We start from the raw sequence: 19326 nt of genomic DNA, 5'->3' as shown, positions 1-19326 counted from the left end.
CAGTCGCTACTTCACCAGCTCAAACACGTTGAACATGGGCAGGTACATGGCCACGATGATGCAGCCCACCATCCCGCCCAAGATCACGATCATCAGCGGCTCCAGCAGGCTGGTGAGGGCGCGCACCGCCTCCTCCACCTCCAGCTCGTAGAAGTCCGCCGTCTTCATCAACATGGCATCCAGCTCCCCCGTCTCTTCGCCCACGCTGATCATCTGGATGGCCATGATTGGGAAGACCTTGGCCTTATCCAGGGCCGGCGCGATCTGCCCCCCCTCTGAGATGGATTGGCGGGCAGCGTCGATGGCGTTGGCCACCACCTGGTTGCCGGAAGTGTCGCGCACGATCTCCAAAGAAGTCAGCACCGGCACCCCGGAGCGGGTGAGGGCCCCAAAGGTGCGGCAAAAACGGGCCACCGCCGATTTCTGGATCAGGTCGCCGAAAATGGGGAGCTTGAGAGCCAGAGCATCAATGGTCTCCTTGCCAGCGGGGGTGCGGTAAAAGCGCTGGAAAGCAAAAAAGACCGCCACCAAAAAGCCCACCAGGCCCAAGCTGTACTGGGGGGTGCGCAGGAACTTGCTGATGTTGATAAAAAACTGGGTAAAGGCGGGCAGCTCCCCCCCCAAATCGTTGTAGATGCTCTCAAAAGTGGGCAAGATGAACAGCACCATGCCCAAAAAGATTAAGACGGCCAAAATGGTCACCACCACCGGGTAGGTCATGGCCGATTTAATCTGCTTCTGCAGGCGATCCATGTCCTCCAGCAGCTTGGCCAGCCGGTTGAGCACCTCGTCGAGTACACCGCCCACCTCCCCCGCCTGCACCATGCTGCAGTAGAGGCCGTCAAAGGCATCCGGATAAGGGCGGATGGAATCGGACAGGTTCTTCCCCGCCTCCACTTCCGCTCGAATCGCCCGCAGGTATTTCTTGAGCTTGGGGTTGCCGGTCTGCTCCTCCATAATGGTTAGGGAGCGCACCATCGACACGCCGGCGTTGATCAGGGCAGCAAATTGCCGCGAGAACACCGCCTTGTCGCGAATGTCGATGGATCCCATCATCGAGAAATCAAAAGAGGTATCCAGGGAGAAGAAGGGCTTTTCTTCCTGGATATCTTCCTGTTTGGCAAAAATGCCCTCGCGGCGCAGCCGTGCGCGGGCCTCGGTCAAGTTGTTGGCCACCACTGTCAGGCGCACCGGCTGACCGGCCTTTAGCCCCCGAACCTTGTAGCGCGGCATGGCTTACCCCTGCTTGGATCGTTAGTTCGACACGCCGGAATGGGAGCCCTTGGCTCAGTCTCGCAACCTTAGACAAACCGACGCTCTCTTCAGCTAGAGCTTAGCTACAAATGGGGCCGGCGGCCAGAGGTTGGCGAGGAACTCTCAGCCAGGGATCCCTGGAGCCAGCGTTTAGCGACGGGCGGCAGCCGCTGCGGGCCGCTGGTGTTGAGCTGCCGCGGCTGGCGATGGCCCGGTGACGTTGCCCAAAAGTCGCTGCAACTCCTCAGGGCGAGAGGTCTTGGACATGGCCGTATCGAAGTCGATCTTGCCCTGCAGGTAGAGGTTGGCCAGATCCTGCTCCAGGGTCTTCATGCCCTGCTTACCCCCTGTCTGGATGGCCGAGTAGATCTGGGCGGTCTTGCCCTCCCGAATCAAGTTGGCGATGGCCGGCGTCACCACCATGATCTCCTGCACCAGCACCCGCCCCGGTTCTCCTGGCTTGGGGTTGAGGCGGCGGGCCAAAGTTTGCGAGAAGACGGCTTTGAGGGAGTTGGAGAGCTGCACGCGGATTTGTTGCTGCTGCTCCGGCGGGAACACGTCCACCAGGCGATCCACCGTCTGGGCAGCAGAGCTGGTGTGCACCGTGGCAAAGCAGAGGTGGCCGGTCTCGGCGGCGGTAATGGCCAACTGGATGGTTTCCAGATCCCGCATCTCCCCGATCAGGATCACATCCGGATCCTCCCGCATGGCCGCCCGCAGGGCGTTGGCAAAGCTCTTGGTGTCTTCCCCCAACTGCCGCTGGTGGATGATGCTGCGGATGGGGGTGTAGATGTACTCAATGGGATCCTCGATGGTAAGGATATGCTCGGCTCGCTCGCGGTTAATGAAGTCGATGATAGCGGCCAAAGTGGTGGACTTGCCGGATCCCGTCGGGCCGGTCACCAGCACCAGACCCCGCGGCAGGCGAGCCATCTCCTTACACACATCCGGCAGGCCTAGCTTGTCGATGTTGGGGATTTCCGAAGCCAACGCCCGCATCGCGCAGGCATAGGTGCCGCGATCCCGGTAGACGTTGACGCGGAAGCGACCGATCCCGCGCACGCCGTAGGAGCAGTCCAACTCCCAGTTTTGCTCCAGGTGTTTGCGCTGGGTGTTGTTCAACATGCTAAAGATGAGCCGCTGCACCTCCTCAGGGGTAAGGGGCTCGTGCTCCGTTGGCTGGAGTTCGCCGTTGATGCGGAAGTAGGGGGGCAAACCGGCGGAGATGTGGATGTCAGAACCGCCCCTGCGGACGATTTCTTCCATCAGGTCTTCGATCATTAGTTGTGGCATAGGGCTGGTGTCTCCAATCAGTAAGCTGGGTCAGTCTGTGTTCGACCTGGGAGTTGTCGATGAAAAACCGTTCTAAAGCTGGGCCAGAGGCAACCCTCTGGGACTCGTATAGGACTGTTATAATCAGCACCCTGGCGGCGTCAAGAGCTAGGCGGCTTGCCTAAAACTTCGGCGTCAGGCAGTAGGGACAATCCATCCACTCCACCTGCAGCGCGGCACCACAGTTGCGGCAGGTGCTAAGGGCCTTAGCACGAGCCTTTAACTCGGTTTCCAAGCCCTTGTCGGTGAGGATAACCCGATCGACCTCCTCCAACGTAGTCAGACCCTGCTTCACCAGCATCAAGCTGTAGGCCAGCAGCGTCTTCATGCCGCTTTCGACAGCCGCTTCCTTGATGACCTCGGTGGGAGCCCCCTTGTTGATCAACTCGGCCAGGCGGTCGTTCATGCGCATGAACTCGTACACCCCCACTCGGCCTTTGTAGCCTACGCCCCCGCATTTCTCGCAGATGGGCTTGCCGGTGGCTTTGCGCTGCTCTACTTCCTTGGGAGAGAGCTTGTTGGCCTTGTAGAAAGTCACCTGCTCGCTGTCGCCGCTGAGGCTGAGGCCATAGCGGGCCAGTTCTTCGGGGGTGGGGTGATACGGGATCCGACACTCGGTACATACTCGGCGCATCAAGCGCTGGGCCAGCACCCCCAACAGCGAGCTGGAGATCATGAACGGCTCGATCCCCATCTCCGTCAAGCGGGCGATAGCACCGGGGGCATCGTTGGTGTGCAGGGTGGTCAGCACCAGGTGGCCCGTGAGGGAGGCTTCGATGGCGGTTTTGGCCGTCTCGTGGTCGCGGGTTTCCCCCACCAGGATGACATCCGGGTCTTGCCGCAGGAAGGCGCGCAGGATCATGGCAAAGTCCATGCCCTTTTCGCGGATCACCTGTACCTGGGTGAGCCCCGGCAGGGAGTACTCGATGGGATCCTCGGCGGTGCTGATGTTGATGCCGGGATCGTTGAGCTCTGCCAGAGCTGAGTAGAGGGTAGTGGTTTTCCCGGATCCGGTGGGCCCGGTTACCAAGATCAAACCAAAGGGTCGCTTGACAACCTCCTTGAAGCTGGCCAGGGTCTCCGGGTCGGTGATCAGCTTGTCCAGGCCGAGCTGGGTGGCGGAGTTGTCCAAGATGCGCAGCACGATCTTCTCCCCATAGCGGGAGGGCAGGGTGCTGACGCGGAAGTCCACCTTGCGCCCTTTAAAGACCCGCCGAATCCGCCCGTCCTGGGGCAAGCGCCGCTCGGCAATGTTGAGGTTGGACATGATTTTGAAGCGGGCGGTAAGGGCGGGGACAACCTTTTTGGGAAAGTTCTCAAAAGCCTGCCGCAGCACCCCGTCCTTGCGGAAGCGGATGCGCAGGTATTCTTCTTGCGGCTCGATGTGGATGTCCGACGCCCCGTCCTGCAGTGCCTTAATCAGGATTTGGTTGGCCAATTTGATAATTGGGGCATCGTCTGCCGACTTGAGCTGTTGCTCCAGGGATCCCTCGCCGGCCTCATCGACGGCGACGTCCTCGATGCTGTCCAGGTCGATCTCGGCGGTATTGACCACCACCTCTTCTTCCTCTTGGGCGGCAGCCGCGTCGTTGATGCCCTTGATGGCCAGCAGCTCCGCCTGCGCGTCCATGTAGCGGTTGATCAGAACCTCGAAATCCCGCTGGGTGAAGACCCGCCGCTGCAGCTTCAGCCCCTGGATACGGAAGCGCCGCTGGATATCATCGAGCGCCTGCAAGTTATCCGGCTTAACCATTGCCACCAGCACTTGGTTGTCTTGGCGGCGGATGGGCAAGAACTTGTAGCGGTTGCAAATATCAAGGGGCAAGAGCGAGTCGATGAGCCCGCTCATCTCCGAGATCTCCACCGGCTCCAGATCGATGTCGAGGGAGGGGATCCCGTAGATGATTTTTAGCTCAAAGAGCTGCTGCCGCTTGTAGGCCCGCTCCAGGTCGGGGGTGATCTCTCTGCCAACAATCTCTTTGACCACCAGAGCTAGGGCCTTGCTGCCCCCTTCGCGATTGGCTTTGAGGGCGTTTTGGATGTCCTGGATTTGCTTGTCGTCGGCAAAGCCCAGCTCTTTTAGCTTGCGGCCAAAGGGGGTGATGCTGGTATTGGCAACAGCTAGGGCTTTACTAGAGGCGCTGCGACGGGTTAGAGGAAGAGGAAGGTCGTTCATGCTACTGGGGCCACCTAAGCTGTGCTCATATGATAATGGCTGCAGTTAACCTCTAGGAGCAACGGTAAAGACACGCAGAGCTGCGCCTGTCCTCCACAGCCTGACTAGGGAGGCAGGGAAAACCTCAAAGGACAAAGTTGGCTCAACGTGCTCAGGATTGATCTCTTGGAAATCGCCCATGCGGCTCTACGTTGAATCTTTCACGGTTCACAAGCGCTATGCCCTCACCCTCAGCCGCGGCACTCATACAGAGGCCACTCTGGCCTGGGTGCGGATCGAGCAGGAGAGGATTGAGGGCTGGGGGGAGGCCTGTCCCTTCTCGGTGAGCGATGACTGCCACCAGTCTGTGGACGATATCTTGATGGGTCTGGAGATGGCGCAGGGGATCCTGCGGCGCTATTCCCCCTGGGAGCGGCAGCTCATTGAGGCGGAACTGCTGCGGGCCGGGATCCCCTCGGCGGCGCGGGCGGCGGTGGACATGGCCCTGCACGATTGGATGGGCAAACGGCTGGGGATGCCGCTTTGGCAGTTGTGGGGACTGGATCGCTCCCGCATCCCACCCACCACTTTGACCATTGGCCTTTCTACTCCTCAGGCGGCCCGCCAGCGGGCCTTGGCCTGGATGGAACAGACCCAAGCGCGGGCCTTTAAGATCAAGCTGGGCAGCGACTTGGGGCTGATGGCCGATCAGAACATGCTGGTTGCTGTGCAGGAGGTGATCCCACTGGGATCCCTGATTACCGTGGATGCCAACGGCGCCTGGACGGTAGAACAGAGCTTGAGCATGAGCAATTGGCTGGCGGGGCAAGGGGTGAGCTACCTGGAGCAGCCCTTGGAGAGGGGACAGGAGGCGAAGCTGATCACCCTGTGGCACGAGTCGAAGCTGCCCATCTTTGTGGATGAAAGTTGTTTCGACAGCCGCGATATTCCTGCCCTAGCGGATCGCGTGCACGGCATTAACATCAAGCTGATGAAGTGCGGCGGCCTCAGCGAAGCCTGGCGCATGATCCACACCGCCAAAGCTTATGGGCTACAGGTAATGCTGGGCTGCTACAGCAACACCGCTCTGGGCAATACGGCGGCGGCTCACCTAGCGCCGCTGGTGGACTACCTGGACTTGGACAGCCACCTCAATCTCATCGACGATCCCTTTTCCGGAGCCCTGCTGCAGGAGGGCTGTCTTATCCCCACCGACCGACCGGGCTTAGGGGTAGAGCTGCGGGAGTAGGTACCGTGGAGCAGGTGGGATCCCTCTCCAGCCAAACTCGGGTGGCCATCCTGCTCCACGGCGGCCTGCTGGGGGAGCACGGCAAAACAGGGCTGGGGCTGCTGCGCTATGGGCCTTTTCCGGTGGCGGCGGTGATCGACCGGGAGCAGGCGGGGGGATCCCTGGCCCAGTTAACCGGCATTGCCCAGGATGTTCCCATCGTGGCCTCGGTGCAAGAGGCACTGGTTTACAACCCCGAGGTGCTGGTGATTGGGATTGCCCCTTCCGGCGGCCAGTTGCCCCCAGCGTGGCGGGAGGAGCTCTGCCAAGCCCTGCAGGCCGGCCTATCTCTGGTGAATGGTCTCCACACGCCTCTGGCCGAGGATCCCCAATTGCGGCAGTGGCTGCAGCCGGGAGCCTGGATCTGGGACATTCGCCGCGAACCTCCTGGTCTTGGGGTAGGGAAAGGCCTGGCCTGTTCCCTCCCCTGCCGGCGGGTGCTGACCGTGGGTACCGACATGGCCGTGGGCAAAATGTCCACCAGCCTGGAACTGCACCGAGCCAGCCTGAAGCGCGGCCTGCGCTCCCGCTTTCTCGCTACTGGGCAGACCGGGATCCTCATCAGTGGCGATGGGGTGCCCCTAGATGCGGTGCGGGTGGACTACGCCAGCGGTGCCGTGGAGCAACTGGTGCTGCGCCACGGCCTTGACCATGACATTCTGCACATTGAAGGCCAGGGATCCCTGCTCAACCCCGCCTCTACAGCAACCCTGCCCCTGTTGCGGGGATCCCAGCCCACCCACTTGATCTTGGTACACCGGGCTGGCCAGACCCACATCAAAGGGATGGACTACGTACCCATCCCTCCCCTGCCCAAGGTCATCGAGCTATACGAACAAGTGGCCAGAGCTGCCGGTGCCTTTGCCCCCGTGCCGGTGGTGGGGGTGGCCCTCAATACCTTTGGCTGGGAGGAGGAGGCTGCCCTGGCCCAGATCCGCCAGGTGGAAGCGGAGACGGGCCGGCCCTGTACTGACGTGGTGCGCTTTGGGGCGGATCCCCTCTTGGACGCCATCCTGGCAGCCGGCTAACCCCACGGCTAATCCAGGCGTCTCAGAGAGAGCGGCGACGGGGATCCCCCCTGGCGGCGGTTTCGCTGTCGAGCACCTCCAGGATGGCCTTGGCGGCGCGGGCCAAAACTCCCGGCTCCCCCAGCGCTGCCCGCATGGCAGCATAGTCGGCCTGTAATTGGGCTCGGCGCTCCGGCTGAGTCAGCAGCTCCAGCGCCAGTTGGGCAATCCGCTCCGGCTGGGCCTCCTCCTGCAGCAGTTCCGGCACAATGGGGCGCATCAGCACCAAGTTGGGGGGAGACATAAAGGGCACCGACACCTTCAGCCAATGGCGGGCTAGCCAAAAGGTAATTGGGTTGAGGCGGTAGATCACCACCTGCGGGATCCCCAAAATAGCCGCCTCCAAGTTGACGGTGCCCGACTTGGCCAGCACCAGGTCAGCGGCGGCCAACAGCAGGTGATGCGCCTTTGGCGGGGAAGGGCGAGGCAAGACAAGGGTGAGATCGTCCAGTCCATAGCGGCGGGCAGCCTGAGCAACGGGGGCGGCAAAACGGGGCGAGGCCAGCGGCGCCCAAAACCGCACCTGGGGCAGGCGAGCCCGCAACAGCCGCGCTGCCTGGAGGAGGATGGGCAGAACGGAGCGCAGCTCTTGGCGACGGGAGGCGGGCAGCAGCGCCACCACCGTTGCCTCCTCAGGGATCCCTAGCTCAGCTCTGGCCTGAGCGCGACCGGGTACCCTCGCCAAAATATCCAGCAGGGGGTGGCCCACATAGCAAACCTGGGCGCCTGCTGCGGCGTAGTAGCGGGCTTCTTCTGGGAAGATGGCCACCATCAGTCGCATTTGCTGGGCTAGGCGGTAGGTGAGGCGGCTGTTGGGCGACCACACCCATTCCTGGGGGGCAATGTAGTAAACGGCAGGGATGCGCCACCGCTGCAGCAGGGGGACAAGGCGGCTGTTGACGCCGATGTAGTCCACCAAGATGGCCAAATCCGGCGGGTTCTGTGCCAGGAAGCGGCGGATCTTCCACTCTGTCCACAGGGCAGGGAGGACAAAGGGGAGGGCCTCGAGAATACCGATGGAGCTAATCTCCGTAGTGCGGTGCAGCAGCCGGGCTCCAGCAGCGGCCATTTCCTCTCCCCCAACGGCCGTGATGCGCAGATGCGGACGCTGGCGCAGGAGCTCACGAATGAGATGGCCAGCCTGCAGATCCCCGGAGACTTCTCCGGTGCAGATAAACAGATGACTCACAGGTCGTCCTCTTCTCTGCCACGGCGCAAGGCGGGCAGAGGACCGCGCCGTTGGGGTTGGGAAAGGGAATCTTCCAAAAATTGCAGCAGATGGAGCAGGGATCCCGTCTCGTCTACCAGCTCTTTCCCCTGCAAGGAGCAGATGCTACACCCACCCTCGGTGCGGATGCTGCTGCGCAGAGTTTGCAGCGCTTTTTCCAGAGGCAAACCGGAACGGTAGAGCAGCCGGTAGGCCTGGCGCAAAGCTGGCAGGGATCCCTCCATTCCCTTGGCTCGCCGCAACCCCACCAAGTTGAGGCCGCGAATGCGGGCGGGATGCCCCTCCACCAACATGTAGGGCGGCACGTCGCGATCCACCCGGCTCATGGCCCCCACCATGGCCAAGCGACCCACTCGGGTAAACTGGTGGATCCCGACCATACCGCCGATGCGCGCCTGTGACTCGATATGGATGTGGCCGGCCAAGGCAACCGCGTTGGTAATCACCACTTGATTTTCGATAACGCAGTTGTGGGCGACGTGGACGTAGGCCATTAGCAGGTTGTGGTCGCCGACCACCGTCGCTTCCCCTTCGTTGGTGGCTCGGTTGATGGTGACGAACTCGCGGATGCGGTTGCCCCTGCCGATCACCACCTGGGAGGGCGCGCCGCTGTACTTCAGATCCTGAGGCTCTGTGCCCAGCACCGCCCCCGGAAAAATCTGGTTGTCCTCGCCAATATCTGTCCAGCCATCGATCACCACGTGGGCCCCCACCACCGTACGGGCGCCAATGCGCACATGCTCGCCGATAACCGCATAGGGGCCAACTTGCACCGTCTCGTGCAACTCAGCCTTCGGATGGATCACCGCCGTGGGATGAATCCGAACAGAGGAGTTGGGAGTGGATCCCGCTGAAGCCAACGAACTCATTTCTAACCTAGCCAGCAAATGTGGTTACGCTCCCAACCCTGCAATTAAGGCTTGCTCGGGGAGGACACAATCCTCCACCGCTCTGCTGCAAAACTCCGACCGGGAGATGAAAGCAGCACCTAACATGCCCCTATCCCAACACTTTAGCAGGGTCTTTCCGCGCCAAGTTGCTGCCGCTGGGCTCCTCCTCGATGGGGAAAACAGATGGCTACCCTCCACCTGCCCCGTGGTTGCGGAGCGCCAAAGGCCCTCTCCTGGCCGCTGTCGTCCCATCAATCCACCAAGGAGAACATCAGCTCCCCTTCGGTCACCAGGTGTCCCCCCACCTGGGCCCGACAAAACATCTTGCCGATGCGTTTTTGCCGGATGGTGAGCAAATCGGCCGAGAGCAGCAACTGATCCCCTGGCAGCACGGGGCGGCGGAAGCGAACGCCATCGATACCAGCAAAGAGAGCCAGCCGCCCAGCCACATCGGGCAACTTGGTCAACACGATCCCTCCCAACTGCGCCATGGCCTCGACGATCAGAACGCCGGGCATGATCGGTCGGTTGGGGAAGTGCCCCTGGAAAAAGGGCTCGTTGAAGGTGACGTTTTTCAGTCCCACCGCCCGTTGCCCTGGTTGATACTCCACCACGCGATCCACCAGCAGAAAAGGATGGCGATGGGGCAAGATCTCCAGGATTTGATCCGTTGTGAAAACGGGGGGAGCTGTTGCCAACTGAGCGGCTGCTTCAGCCGAGAGGAGAGGAGGAGGAGAGACGTCAGAGGACATGGCAAACCCACAGAGCTGGAAGACAAACCTTAAATCCTGGATGGGAGGGCCTCAAAGCAGAACCAAGACAGCAAGGAGGAATGCCGGCAGGCCGCGAGGAGCCTCTCGCCCACCTCAGGAACCAGGAGCCCCGTCAAGACAGAGGGAGAGGTTCCACCCCACCGAGGCGCCTGGGATCCCTTTCTTGTTCTTGAGCTGGGTCCGCCTGCACCCGCAGGGATCCACTCCTGAGCAACTGCTCGGCCAAACGGTGATGCAGGGCATGGCCTGCCCTGTAGGCCACAATGTGCCCCTGCAAGCGGCAGCCCAACAGGCTGAGATCTCCTAGTAAATCTATCAGCTTATGGCGCACCGGCTCATCTGGGTAGCGCAAGGGCCTCAGCCACTCGGTGGTAGTACAGACAATGGCGTTCTCCAGGCTGCCGCCTTGGATCAGCCCCTGTTGGCGGGCCAGCTCCGCATCCTGTTGGCGGGCAAAAGTGCGGGCCGGAGCAATGGATTGGACAAAATCCGCCCTGTTCTCCTGCCAGCTCAGCCACTGTTGGCGGATAGGGCAGTTGGCAAAGTCGATGCCATAGGTGAAGCGAGAGCCGGGGTAGGGCAGGGCGCTGACAAAGGCTTCCCCCGCCCAGACCGTGACTGGCTCCTGGATCACTCCCAGCAGGGCCGGCTGCTCCTGGGCCAGGATCCCAGCTTGGGCAATAGCCTCCACAAAGGGCAGGGCGGAGCCATCCAGGATCGGCAGCTCCGGCCCCTCCACCTCGATGCGGCAGTTGTCGATGCCCAGCACGTAAAGGGCAGCCAACAGGTGTTCCACTGTCTGCACTTGGACAGGGGGGGATCCCTGCTGCAGGCGGGTGCAGAGGGCAGCAGGAGTCAGGGATCCCAAGCGGGCCGGGATCTCAGGGGATCCCGGTTGATCCACCCGCACAAAGACCCGACCGCCGCCAGCAGGAGCCGGGTGGAGGCTACAGCGAACCGGTAGGCCAGTGTGCAGGCCGACCCCCTCTAGGGAGATAGAGCTGGCCAAGGTGTGCTGTTGGTCTCTCATCGTACTCCGCACCGCTACCGCAAACGCTCTTGGCCCTGGTCAAAAACACGGTAGTACAGCTCCCGATAGCCAACGCGCAGGCTGCTGCTGGCGTCTGCCAGTTTGGCCTTGCGACTGCCGTAGGCGCTAAACACCTCGTAGGTGTCTCCCTCGAAGAAAAAGGAGGAGACATCGGAAACCTCTTCGCCCCCCAGCAACTGCCAACGCCCCCCACGAAATCGCAGCCGGTAGCGAGCCTTGTCCAAGCTGCCGGAGGGGCGGTCGATGGTGGCGTCGATCCTACCCTCGTACTCCGGCGGCTCGGCTCCTGCTATGGGCCGCACCTCAACGGAAATATCGCGGTAGCGGCAATTGGGGCGGTTGCACAGGCGAATTGAGCGCATTGCCTCGGCAATCCCTTCCAGCCGCTGTCGCGCCTCTACCAGGGAGTCAACTGGAGAGGACAGAGCCACCTGAGCTGCCTCTGCTGCTGGGGAGAGCAACGCAGAATGGGCAGCCAATGCCGGCGATCCCCAGCAGCACCCCAACAGCACCAGACACATCCAGCTCAGCCAACAGCGGTAGGCGGATCCCATAGGCGCAATCTATGACAAGATCTAACTCCTCTACTCTAGGGGATCCTTATCTGCGATTCTGTCCCAAGGGATGCCGGCATTGTCCAACTGGGCTCAGGAGCGATTGGCGCAGGTACGCCTCGTGTTGGTGCGGCCAGCAGGGCCGCGCAATCTCGGGGCCATTGCCCGCGTGATGAAAAACATGGGCCTGCGGCAGTGGGTGTTGGTGGATCCCCAATGCGATCCCCTGGATGCAGAAGCAGTTACCATGGCCGTGCATGCGACGGACTTGCTCCACCAAGCCCGGCAGGTGCCAACCTTAGCCGAGGCCCTCCAGGGATGTGTGCAGGTATTCGGGACAGCAGGCCGCCGCGAGCCCTACCCGCCCGAATGGCAAATTCAGTCTCCCCGCCAGGCTTTCGCGGAGCTGCTGGCTGCCGGCCCTGCCGCTTTGGTGTTTGGCCCCGAAGATTGCGGCTTGAGCAACGAAGAGCTGGCCCTCTGCCATCGCCAGATCCAGATCCCCACCGATCCGGCCTACCCTTCCCTGAACTTGGCCCAGGCAGTGGGCATCTGTTGCTACGAACTGCGCACCCTCCTCTACCAAAATCTTCGCCCGCCGGTGGCTGGCTCTGGGAGCTCAAAGCCAGCTCCCTTCGAGCTGCTGGAGGGTTTTTTCAGCCACCTGGAGGCGCTGCTGCTGCACATTGGCTACCTGCACCCCCACACCGCTCGTCGCAAAATGCTCAAGTTTCGGGCCCTGTTTCACCGCGCCGGTCTGACAGTGGCTGAGGTGGCCCTGTTGCGCGGGATCCTGCGACAACTCGAGTGGAGCCAACAATCTTCTCATCGAGAACCCCCGAAAGAGGATCCTCATCTCACCGAGAGTGGATCTTAGCTGCCGCAGCCTCTAGCCGGCTGCCTCTGAAAACCAACCCCTGGGAACTGAGACAAGGGGATCCAGCTAGGTCTGGATGATCTCCCTGCGGCAAACTTGATTTGACGGAGAGAGTGACCATCGAATAGGGGCTGAGATTTCCTTGTCCTACAGCAGTTTGCGGGCTTGTAGGATAGGTCTCGTGTCCGTGGATATGTCCCGTTTTTAACGGAATCCTCACTCAACGAAGTCTCTCTCTTCATCAAGAGCGCTGAGAGAGTCCCACCTTCTATGGTCACTCGGCAGAGACAGAGATGGATCCCTAAATCCTGGCGTAAGTACAGCTTGAATAAGGTAGCAGACAAAGCTGGCACATTTTTCTGTTTCTATCGCTACTTGTCTTTCTGAAAACCTAACTACTATCCAGCCGCTTTCTGCAAAGAAATCGTCTCGCTGGCTATGTCTATTGTCATCTAGTGCATGATGTGGTACTCGCTGACCATTCTTCTGGTACCAAGGTTCGTCAACTTCAACATCGATAAGTAGAGTTCTATTGTTACTAGATACTTGTATTGCTATGTCGGGCGTATACGGAAAATCAAATCCTGGAACCTTTAGGGAGGATTGTTCAGGTAGAAACTTAACTGGAAGGTTTTCCATCTTTATTATCAAGGCTTCTCTCAGCCGGCCATCATACCTACCTGCGCGGGCACCCTGACCTAAGAAAGGTTGGCATAAATCTAGGGGTTGAAATATCAGACCATTTTCCCAGTTCCTTATGATTTGAGCTACCTTGTTTTGATATTCGCGACTATATTCTTCGACTTGTTGTTTGTAATCTGACTCTATGCGATCGCACTCTCTTCTCCAAAGGACAAGTCTCTCCTCATATCTTTTTTGTTCTTGAGGATAACTTCGCATTTTTCTCTCATATTCTTCCATTCTCTCTTCATAAGTCCAGGATTCGTATAAGAATTTGGCTAAGGTAGCCACGCCTGCAATCCCTGCCAAGATTAGAAAGAATGGCGCTTCAGCAATAATCAGCGCAATTAGGGTAGCAACTCCAGCTCCAGTTGACAGGGCAGCCTGGAGCTTGTCCATTACACGGGTTGGGATCTCTGGTAGTTGCGGCTTAACTGGTCGAGGGGGTAGTTGAGGCGGCTCAGGTTTTCTGGGGGGAGGGGGCAGTTCTGGCCCTCTCAGTTGCAGGCTGATAGGGGTAGGGAGAACTATATAGGGATAGCAGTCCCTCCGCTCATATTTGAGGATGGGGTGGGGCTTCCAGCTCGGCGTGTGCATTGTCTTGACCTGGCACGTTGTCCCGTAATATGCCAGAGGCCACTTTTCCAGTCAATTCTCCCTGACGGCTGTAACAGCCTAGCCGCAAGGAATCCCCTGTTAATGAACGGCTCTGAAGATCTGCAGGCTGCCGTCCGGCTTCACCACCACCTTCTTCTTGCTTTTGGCTGTCGCGTAAGAGAAGACAATCTGACGTGGATTTAGGTTAGGCTTAGGCGTATCCACGGCTGTGTCCCGTCTTGCCGTGGATTCTAGTGAATGTTGCAGGACTACCGTGGATATCAGAATGCCCAAAAACCTTGCCAGTTAAGGCTTTGAGGGATTTAGGTGGATGTTGGCAAACTAGGCTTTGACGGAGAGAGTGGGATTCGAACCCACGGTGAGTTGCCCCACACAGCATTTCCAGTGCTGCGCCTTCGACCACTCGGCCATCTCTCCAGCGCAGAAATCGATGACTTTCCCGCAGAGCCAAAAACTCGGCTTTGTGATCTTAGCAGAGGATGGAGGTCACTCAGAGGATCCTTTGGCATCCCCAGGCCGAAACATTTGCAGCATCACCTCCCAGCGGGAGCAGCGCCAGTGGTCGATGTGGGATTCGATGAGACCTGCGGGGTTAAGCCGCATCTCTGTCCAGCCGGGGATGCACAGGCGGGGACGCCAGGGCAAAAAAGACAGGGATCCCCTCAGCGTCCACTCGCTGCGGATGTGGTTGCCGCTCTGGTGGATGTCGTGCAGCTCAAGATGGATATCCTGTAGCCAGCGCTCTAGGCTAGCAATCATGGCCCGATAGCGATCCAGGCCGCGAAACTCGTTGAGGGGATCCCGGAAATAGACCTGGGGATCGTAGAGGGAGTAGGTTTGATCCCGAGGAAAGCGGGCGTAATCGGCCCGCAGGATGGCCACCAGGTCGAGGCTGGCCTGAGAAGGGTGGCTCATGCTCTGACCTCAGCAGGAAGGGATACCGTCTCCCCTGGGGCAGGACAGCACAGCCGGATGGATTGGCCAGTGGCGGCGTTCAGGGATCCCAGCTTTTCCCGGAACTCCTCTAGGCTCCCCAGAGGGCGGATCTGGGCGGCAAACCAGCCGTGGTAATCTACCTCTCCCATAGCGGTGGGAATCACCTGCTGTGGGCGCAGGGCGGCCACCACCTGCAGGGCCCGCTCCGGCCCCATGATCACCTCGCCCAAGAGGGGAAAGATCTGCCCCACCACCGGGATCAGCAGGGTGTGGATGGGGGCAAACTCCTGCTGCAGCCGCGGGCGGATATCCGGTTGGGAGAGGTGGGGCTCGTAGTAAAGCCGCGTCTGGGTCGGCAGCTCCTCCAGCAAAAAGCCCAGCTCCCGCACCGGCCCCAGGGGTGCTCCCGGAACCGCTGTGATGCGCAGATCTCCCCACTGCACTGACTGCCAGGGATCCAGGGCCTGCACCCTCTTAAAGCCAAGGCTCCGTGCCACGCGGGCGGCTGTTGGAGAAGCGAAAACCGGGATCTGCCGGTTCAGCCGCTGCAGGGTGGGGGGGTGGCAATGATCCGGCTGGCCCTGGCTGAGGAGGATGGCGTCGAGTTTGGGCAGGGTTTCCGGTGTGAAGGGCGGCACCTGGCGGTGCTGCAGGCGGATGAACCAGGGCAGGCCAAAGAACACCAAGGGATCCACCAGCCACGGATCCAGCAGAAAAGTCTGGGTCTGGGTATGGATTAGCCAACTGTTGAGGTCGATGCGGGTGAGTTTCATGGTGCTACTGCCCGGTGATGGAGAGATCGGCTACCCAAATGCGGGGACACAGACCAGCAGGGGTGATTTGGGGCTCCGGCTCGACGTAGAAAATCGACTGCAAGAGTCCTAGAAAATCCCCCGCCACCGTTGCCGCCTCGATACTGATGCGCTCTCCCTGGCGCACCCACCAGCCCTGAAAGGGCAGGGAAAAGGATCCCTGCAGAGGCTTGACTCCGGCATGGAGAGCCTGCAGCTCGTCAATCCAGACCACATTCTCAGCCGTGGCCAGGTCGTAGGTGCTCTCTGGCGGAGCCCCGGCAAAGACGTGGTAGTAGTGGGCCGCCACCGTCACCTTAGCGCCGATATTGGCATGTCCCGTGGGCTGGGCCCCCAGGCGTTTGGCGGTGCCGGCGCTGTGCAAAAAGTGGGTCAGAACTCCATTGGTGATGAGGGAAACGCGGCGGGTGGGAGTGCCTTCGCCGTCGAAGCTAATTGCGCTCACGTTGGTAGGGTGCAAGGCGTCATCACACACCGAGAGCAGCGGCGAGGCAATCTGCTTGCCCAGTGAGTCGGGAGTGGACAGGCTTTGGTTGTCCAGGATGTTTTGGGCGTTGAAGAGATTGGAGAAAGCGCCCAAGAGGCTTAAAAAAGCTTCCCCGGAAAAAACCACTGTGTATTTCCCCGAAGGGATCCGCTCGTACTCCAGGTGGCTGATGAGTTTCTCGGCCGCTTCCTTGACGCAGCCCTGGATATCCAACTCCTCTAGACTGCGGGCCACCCGCACAGCGCCGGCGCTGCGGGGTTTGCGACCCTCTTGTTCTGCCTTGCCGTAGAGGAAGACCGAGGTCAGGGTGTGGCCCTCCTGTCGCAGAGCTTGGTCGCTGTTGAGGTAAAAGCGGTCGATCTGCCGCTGGGCCAGGCCGTTGTAGGGTACCCCCTGGATGGCGGGATGGGATCCCAGTAAAGCCTTCTCGGCGGCCAGCAGTTGCTCCAAAAGCTCACTGGCCAGCGCCAGCGGCCTTTTGTCGTTACAGGGCTGGAGAATGGGCAGCTTCGCTTCTGGACTCAATTGGGGTGCGTGTTCCCGCACGCCGAAGTGGCTGGCTTCCAAGGCCGTCTGCAGAGCCAGTTCCAGCCCTGCCTCGTCCACAGCAGTGGTGGAAGTCACCCCCACCTGGCCCTGGTCGTTCCAGGCCCGCACCGTCACACTGCAGCGGTGAGAGGCTTTTACCTGACGGGGCTCCCCCTGCTCAACCTGCACGCTGGTCTCGTCCACCTCGGCTCCATAGAGATCAAACTGGGGGATCCCCAAACGTTTGGCACAGCTTTGCGCCTGTTCGGCCAAGGCCTCAACTTGCAACATCCCTACTCCTTCCCTAGCGACGGGCCAGCCAGGCGGTCAAGTCCTCCACGCTGTGGAAATCCAACAAAGCTTCCCCTAGCGCCTCCAGCTGCGACGGCGGCAAGGCCCAAATCTGGTTTTCCAAGGCCGGGTCAAGGGATCCCAGCTTCCGCCGCAAAAGCCGCAAAACCAGTGTTGCTTCCCCGTGTTGCAAGCCCTGTTGCAAACCCTGTTGCAAGCCCTGTTGTAAGCCCAGTTGCAGGCCTTCTTTGCGCCCTGCTTCCAACCCCTCCCGCAGAGCTTCTGCCCGCCATTCCTGGTAGATCACCGATTCCCTCATATCCAAGGACCTCATGATTTGCCGAATCAAGCCCCGATCCAATGCTAGTCCTGCCAAAACGGCTGTTGCCGCTGCCAATTCCCGCTGCTCGCTGGACTCTGGCAAGCGCTCCAGCTCAGCAACGACTTCTCGTAAGGTTTCTCCAGGATCCTCCACCTGGCTCAAGACTCGAAAAGGCAGCAGGGCTGGCCAATCGACCCTGGCTGGCAAGTTACACTCCCAGAGGCGAACGACCTCAAACTCATGGCTCAGCCTTTCTAGGCGAAAAAAGGTTTGGAAGACCCGCTGCGAGCGCGTTTTGCGAAGATAAATGACCACCTGCCGCACCGATAGCTGGGGATATTTCCGATAGAGGCGGAGCCGATAGTCGGCCATGCGAAAGGGGATTTCAGGATCCGGATCTGTTTGAAATTCCAGATGCAAAATGCCCTGCTGTAGCCCTAGCAGAATGACCGAATCGGCTCGCATGGGCTCCTCCGACAGTTCTGTGGGCAGCACCTGCACCGGCTCAGCCACTTCTCCCATCAGCCAACGGGCAAACTGCTCCGGAAAGCGCTCCGCCAGGTACTTGCAGATGTTGTCGTAGGCCATGGGGGATCCCTGAAACTAGCGCCCGCCCACGGTGATAGAGTCCACCTTGATGTGGGGCTGACCCACAGTAACGTAGATGCTGCCGCTGACAGAACCGCAGAAGCCAGGCGCCAGGCGGAGATCCTTTGAGCACATGGAGATCTTGGTCAAGATATCCTTGGCTTCTCCAATCAGCGTGGCTCCCTTGAGAGGCTTGGTGATTTTGCCATTTTGGATGAGATAGGCTTCTTCCACGGCAAAGTTAAATTGGCCGGTGGGGCCGACACTGCCGCCCCCCATGCGCTTGCAGTAGATGCCTTTGTCAATAGAGGCAAACAGGTCGTCCAGTTCGGCGTCGCCGGGGGCGATGTAGGTGTTGCGCATGCGGCTGGCAGGGGCAAAGGTGTAGTTTTGCCGGCGACCACTGCCGGTGCGGGGATGGCCGGTGCGCATGGAGCCGGCCCGGTCGGCCAGGAAGTTTTTCAAAATGCCCTTTTCAATGAGCAGGGTGCGCTGGACGGGCATGCCCTCGTCGTCCACGTCCAGGCTGCCAAAGGCCCCCTCGGAAAGCCCCTCGTCCCAGGCGGTGAGGTTTTTGTGGGCAATTTTCTGGCCTTTTTTGTCGGCAAAGGGAGTGGTTTTGCGCTCGATCTGGGTCGTCTCCAAGAGATGCCCACAGGCCTCGTGGAAGATGACGCCGCCAAAGGCGTTGGACATTACAATCGGGTAGGTGCCCGATTCCACATAGTCGGCATAGAGCATCTGGCCGGCGGCTTCTGCCAGCTCCTGGCTGTGGGCTACGAGATCCCAGCGGCGCAAAAAGTCGGGATCCCCGGTGCCCCCTGCGCGTTGGCTAACGGAAGCGCGATGATCCCCATCGGCACAGAGCAGGGTAGAACTAACCGACTGGGTAAGGCGGATGTCGCGCACAAAGGTGCCGTCGCTGCAGGCCACCAGGATCTCCTGCCAGTCACGGAAGTAGTTGGTGCGGCGGGACTGGACGTGGTGAGCTTGCCGCTTCAGCTCTGCGTTGGCCCGCAGCAGGATCTCCCCCATCTCGGCAAGGGAGCTGCATTCCTTGAGCCAGCCGTCTTTACCGCGGCGCTCGGCGTAGTCCTGGAGCAGCCCTAGGTTGACGGTGGAGACCAAAGCAGCAGGGCCAGGGGGGGTGAGGCCCATCAAGAGCAGGCCTTTTTCTAGGGCAGCTTTGAGGCCGGCAAAGGAGAGATCGTTGGTGCTGACGTAGCAGTCGGCCAGGCCGCGAAACACCCGCACCCCCGCGCCGGTGGAAAGTCGAGGGGTGATGCTGGTGAGGGTGTCGTCTTCCGCCAGGCAACTGATGGAGTTAGCCCGCTCCAGGAAGATCTCCACCAGATCGGCGCCGGCAGCCCGCCCCCAGCCCAAGAGAGTTGCAAGGGGATCCCGCCAATCCTCGCCGAAGTGCTGCAGGGTGGGGCGGTAGTCGAGGTTGGGCAGTTCTTTGGATAAAAGCAGCATAGTAGGCCGAGAGCACTCAAAAGAGGGAAAGGGCAGGCTAGATGCCGCCATCTTTTGCTCCCTCAGTTTAACGTAAGGTGCGGAATTCCCCACCGTCTATACGGTGGGGATGGATAGC

General features: G+C 60.4%; 17 protein-coding genes and 1 tRNA gene. 3 read left to right on the top strand and 15 right to left on the bottom strand.

The features are described 5' to 3' along the window. Positions 1 to 6: 6 nt before the first annotated feature. From NW852_RS09050 to NW852_RS09040, 3 genes are all read right to left on the bottom strand, one after another. Complete coding sequence (locus tag NW852_RS09050; protein WP_414370916.1) at positions 7 to 1233, bottom strand: type II secretion system F family protein; 1227 nt, start codon at positions 1231 to 1233, stop codon at positions 7 to 9. Positions 1234 to 1404: 171 nt separating this feature from the next. Then, positions 1405 to 2547: a type IV pilus twitching motility protein PilT gene (locus tag NW852_RS09045; RefSeq protein WP_414364470.1), complete on the bottom strand. Its 1143-nt coding sequence runs from the start codon at positions 2545 to 2547 to the stop codon at positions 1405 to 1407. Positions 2548 to 2707: 160 nt separating this feature from the next. Continuing rightward, the gene (locus tag NW852_RS09040) at positions 2708 to 4762 is read right to left on the bottom strand and encodes a GspE/PulE family protein (RefSeq protein ID WP_414364468.1); all 2055 of its coding nucleotides are present in this window, start codon (positions 4760 to 4762) and stop codon (positions 2708 to 2710) included. A gap of 178 nt (positions 4763 to 4940) precedes the next feature. On the opposite strand from NW852_RS09040, the gene NW852_RS09035 reads away from it, so the two are divergent. Then, positions 4941 to 5990: a dipeptide epimerase gene (locus tag NW852_RS09035; protein ID WP_414364466.1), complete on the top strand. Its 1050-nt coding sequence runs from the start codon at positions 4941 to 4943 to the stop codon at positions 5988 to 5990. 5 nt (positions 5991 to 5995) lie between these two features. Then, complete coding sequence (locus NW852_RS09030; RefSeq protein ID WP_414426663.1) at positions 5996 to 7057, top strand: DUF1611 domain-containing protein; 1062 nt, start codon at positions 5996 to 5998, stop codon at positions 7055 to 7057. 22 nt (positions 7058 to 7079) lie between these two features. On the opposite strand, the gene lpxB is transcribed toward NW852_RS09030, so the two are convergent. The 5 genes from lpxB to NW852_RS09005 form a co-directional block, all read right to left on the bottom strand. Continuing rightward, positions 7080 to 8285 (bottom strand): lipid-A-disaccharide synthase, encoded by a 1206-nt coding sequence (lpxB, locus tag NW852_RS09025; protein ID WP_414370921.1) that lies wholly within the window; start codon positions 8283 to 8285, stop codon positions 7080 to 7082. Next, positions 8282 to 9193 (bottom strand): acyl-ACP--UDP-N-acetylglucosamine O-acyltransferase, encoded by a 912-nt coding sequence (gene lpxA, locus NW852_RS09020; RefSeq protein ID WP_414364462.1) that lies wholly within the window; start codon positions 9191 to 9193, stop codon positions 8282 to 8284. The genes lpxB and lpxA overlap by 4 nt, the downstream gene beginning before the upstream one ends. Positions 9194 to 9465: 272 nt before the next feature. Continuing rightward, positions 9466 to 9966 carry a 3-hydroxyacyl-ACP dehydratase FabZ gene (fabZ, locus tag NW852_RS09015; RefSeq protein ID WP_414364460.1) on the bottom strand — a complete coding sequence of 167 codons (501 nt, stop codon included), beginning with the start codon at positions 9964 to 9966 and terminating at the stop codon, positions 9466 to 9468. Positions 9967 to 10099: 133 nt separating this feature from the next. Then, on the bottom strand, positions 10100 to 11017 hold the full coding sequence (gene lpxC / locus NW852_RS09010) for a UDP-3-O-acyl-N-acetylglucosamine deacetylase (RefSeq protein ID WP_414364458.1): 918 nt from the start codon (positions 11015 to 11017) through the stop codon (positions 10100 to 10102). Between the two features lie 14 nt (positions 11018 to 11031). Continuing rightward, on the bottom strand, positions 11032 to 11592 hold the full coding sequence (locus NW852_RS09005) for a hypothetical protein (protein ID WP_414364456.1): 561 nt from the start codon (positions 11590 to 11592) through the stop codon (positions 11032 to 11034). 70 nt (positions 11593 to 11662) lie between these two features. On the opposite strand from NW852_RS09005, the gene NW852_RS09000 reads away from it, so the two are divergent. Continuing rightward, positions 11663 to 12469, top strand: a complete 807-nt coding sequence (locus NW852_RS09000) for an RNA methyltransferase (RefSeq protein ID WP_414370924.1) — start codon at positions 11663 to 11665, stop codon at positions 12467 to 12469. Between the two features lie 216 nt (positions 12470 to 12685). Here NW852_RS09000 and NW852_RS08995 read toward each other — a convergent pair whose 3' ends face one another. The 7 genes from NW852_RS08995 to NW852_RS08965 all read right to left on the bottom strand — a co-directional run bounded on the left by NW852_RS08995 (position 12686) and on the right by NW852_RS08965 (position 19208). Then, positions 12686 to 13549: a hypothetical protein gene (locus NW852_RS08995; RefSeq protein ID WP_414370926.1), complete on the bottom strand. Its 864-nt coding sequence runs from the start codon at positions 13547 to 13549 to the stop codon at positions 12686 to 12688. Between the two features lie 551 nt (positions 13550 to 14100). Next, a tRNA-Ser gene (locus NW852_RS08990) sits at positions 14101 to 14185 on the bottom strand. 69 nt (positions 14186 to 14254) lie between these two features. Continuing rightward, positions 14255 to 14683 carry a DUF2358 domain-containing protein gene (locus tag NW852_RS08985; RefSeq protein WP_414364450.1) on the bottom strand — a complete coding sequence of 143 codons (429 nt, stop codon included), beginning with the start codon at positions 14681 to 14683 and terminating at the stop codon, positions 14255 to 14257. Then, on the bottom strand, positions 14680 to 15477 hold the full coding sequence (locus tag NW852_RS08980; protein ID WP_414370928.1) for an MBL fold metallo-hydrolase: 798 nt from the start codon (positions 15475 to 15477) through the stop codon (positions 14680 to 14682). Before NW852_RS08980 ends, NW852_RS08985 begins: the two co-directional genes overlap by 4 nt. A gap of 4 nt (positions 15478 to 15481) precedes the next feature. Further along, positions 15482 to 16822 (bottom strand): TldD/PmbA family protein, encoded by a 1341-nt coding sequence (locus NW852_RS08975; protein WP_414370930.1) that lies wholly within the window; start codon positions 16820 to 16822, stop codon positions 15482 to 15484. A 13-nt stretch (positions 16823 to 16835) separates the two neighbouring features. Further along, positions 16836 to 17732 carry an Rpn family recombination-promoting nuclease/putative transposase gene (locus NW852_RS08970; protein ID WP_414364445.1) on the bottom strand — a complete coding sequence of 299 codons (897 nt, stop codon included), beginning with the start codon at positions 17730 to 17732 and terminating at the stop codon, positions 16836 to 16838. Positions 17733 to 17747: 15 nt separating this feature from the next. Continuing rightward, complete coding sequence (locus NW852_RS08965; RefSeq protein WP_414370933.1) at positions 17748 to 19208, bottom strand: TldD/PmbA family protein; 1461 nt, start codon at positions 19206 to 19208, stop codon at positions 17748 to 17750. Positions 19209 to 19326 lie beyond the last annotated feature (118 nt).

The sequence above is a fragment of the Synechococcus sp. H60.1 genome (assembly GCF_047462335.1).
Taxonomy (GTDB): Bacteria; Cyanobacteriota; Cyanobacteriia; order Thermostichales; family Thermostichaceae; genus Thermostichus.
The sequence above is the reverse complement of the archived record's forward strand: the minus strand, read 5'-3'. Positions and strand labels throughout refer to the sequence as shown.

Excerpts from the sequence above, each read along its gene's own strand:
- NW852_RS09050 (WP_414370916.1), bottom strand. The coding sequence starts at position 1,233 with ATGCCGCGCTACAAGGTTCGGGGGCTAAAGGCCGGTCAGCCGGTGCGC.
- NW852_RS09045 (WP_414364470.1), bottom strand. The coding sequence starts at position 2,547 with ATGCCACAACTAATGATCGAAGACCTGATGGAAGAAATCGTCCGCAGG.
- NW852_RS09040 (WP_414364468.1), bottom strand. The coding sequence starts at position 4,762 with ATGAACGACCTTCCTCTTCCTCTAACCCGTCGCAGCGCCTCTAGTAAA.
- NW852_RS09035 (WP_414364466.1), top strand. The coding sequence starts at position 4,941 with ATGCGGCTCTACGTTGAATCTTTCACGGTTCACAAGCGCTATGCCCTC.
- lpxA (WP_414364462.1), bottom strand. The coding sequence starts at position 9,193 with ATGAGTTCGTTGGCTTCAGCGGGATCCACTCCCAACTCCTCTGTTCGG.
- fabZ (WP_414364460.1), bottom strand. The coding sequence starts at position 9,966 with ATGTCCTCTGACGTCTCTCCTCCTCCTCTCCTCTCGGCTGAAGCAGCC.
- lpxC (WP_414364458.1), bottom strand. The coding sequence starts at position 11,017 with ATGAGAGACCAACAGCACACCTTGGCCAGCTCTATCTCCCTAGAGGGG.
- NW852_RS09005 (WP_414364456.1), bottom strand. The coding sequence starts at position 11,592 with ATGGGATCCGCCTACCGCTGTTGGCTGAGCTGGATGTGTCTGGTGCTG.
- NW852_RS09000 (WP_414370924.1), top strand. The coding sequence starts at position 11,663 with ATGCCGGCATTGTCCAACTGGGCTCAGGAGCGATTGGCGCAGGTACGC.
- NW852_RS08995 (WP_414370926.1), bottom strand. The coding sequence starts at position 13,549 with ATGGACAAGCTCCAGGCTGCCCTGTCAACTGGAGCTGGAGTTGCTACC.
- NW852_RS08985 (WP_414364450.1), bottom strand. The coding sequence starts at position 14,683 with ATGAGCCACCCTTCTCAGGCCAGCCTCGACCTGGTGGCCATCCTGCGG.
- NW852_RS08980 (WP_414370928.1), bottom strand. The coding sequence starts at position 15,477 with ATGAAACTCACCCGCATCGACCTCAACAGTTGGCTAATCCATACCCAG.
- NW852_RS08975 (WP_414370930.1), bottom strand. The coding sequence starts at position 16,822 with ATGTTGCAAGTTGAGGCCTTGGCCGAACAGGCGCAAAGCTGTGCCAAA.
- NW852_RS08970 (WP_414364445.1), bottom strand. The coding sequence starts at position 17,732 with ATGGCCTACGACAACATCTGCAAGTACCTGGCGGAGCGCTTTCCGGAG.
- NW852_RS08965 (WP_414370933.1), bottom strand. The coding sequence starts at position 19,208 with ATGCTGCTTTTATCCAAAGAACTGCCCAACCTCGACTACCGCCCCACC.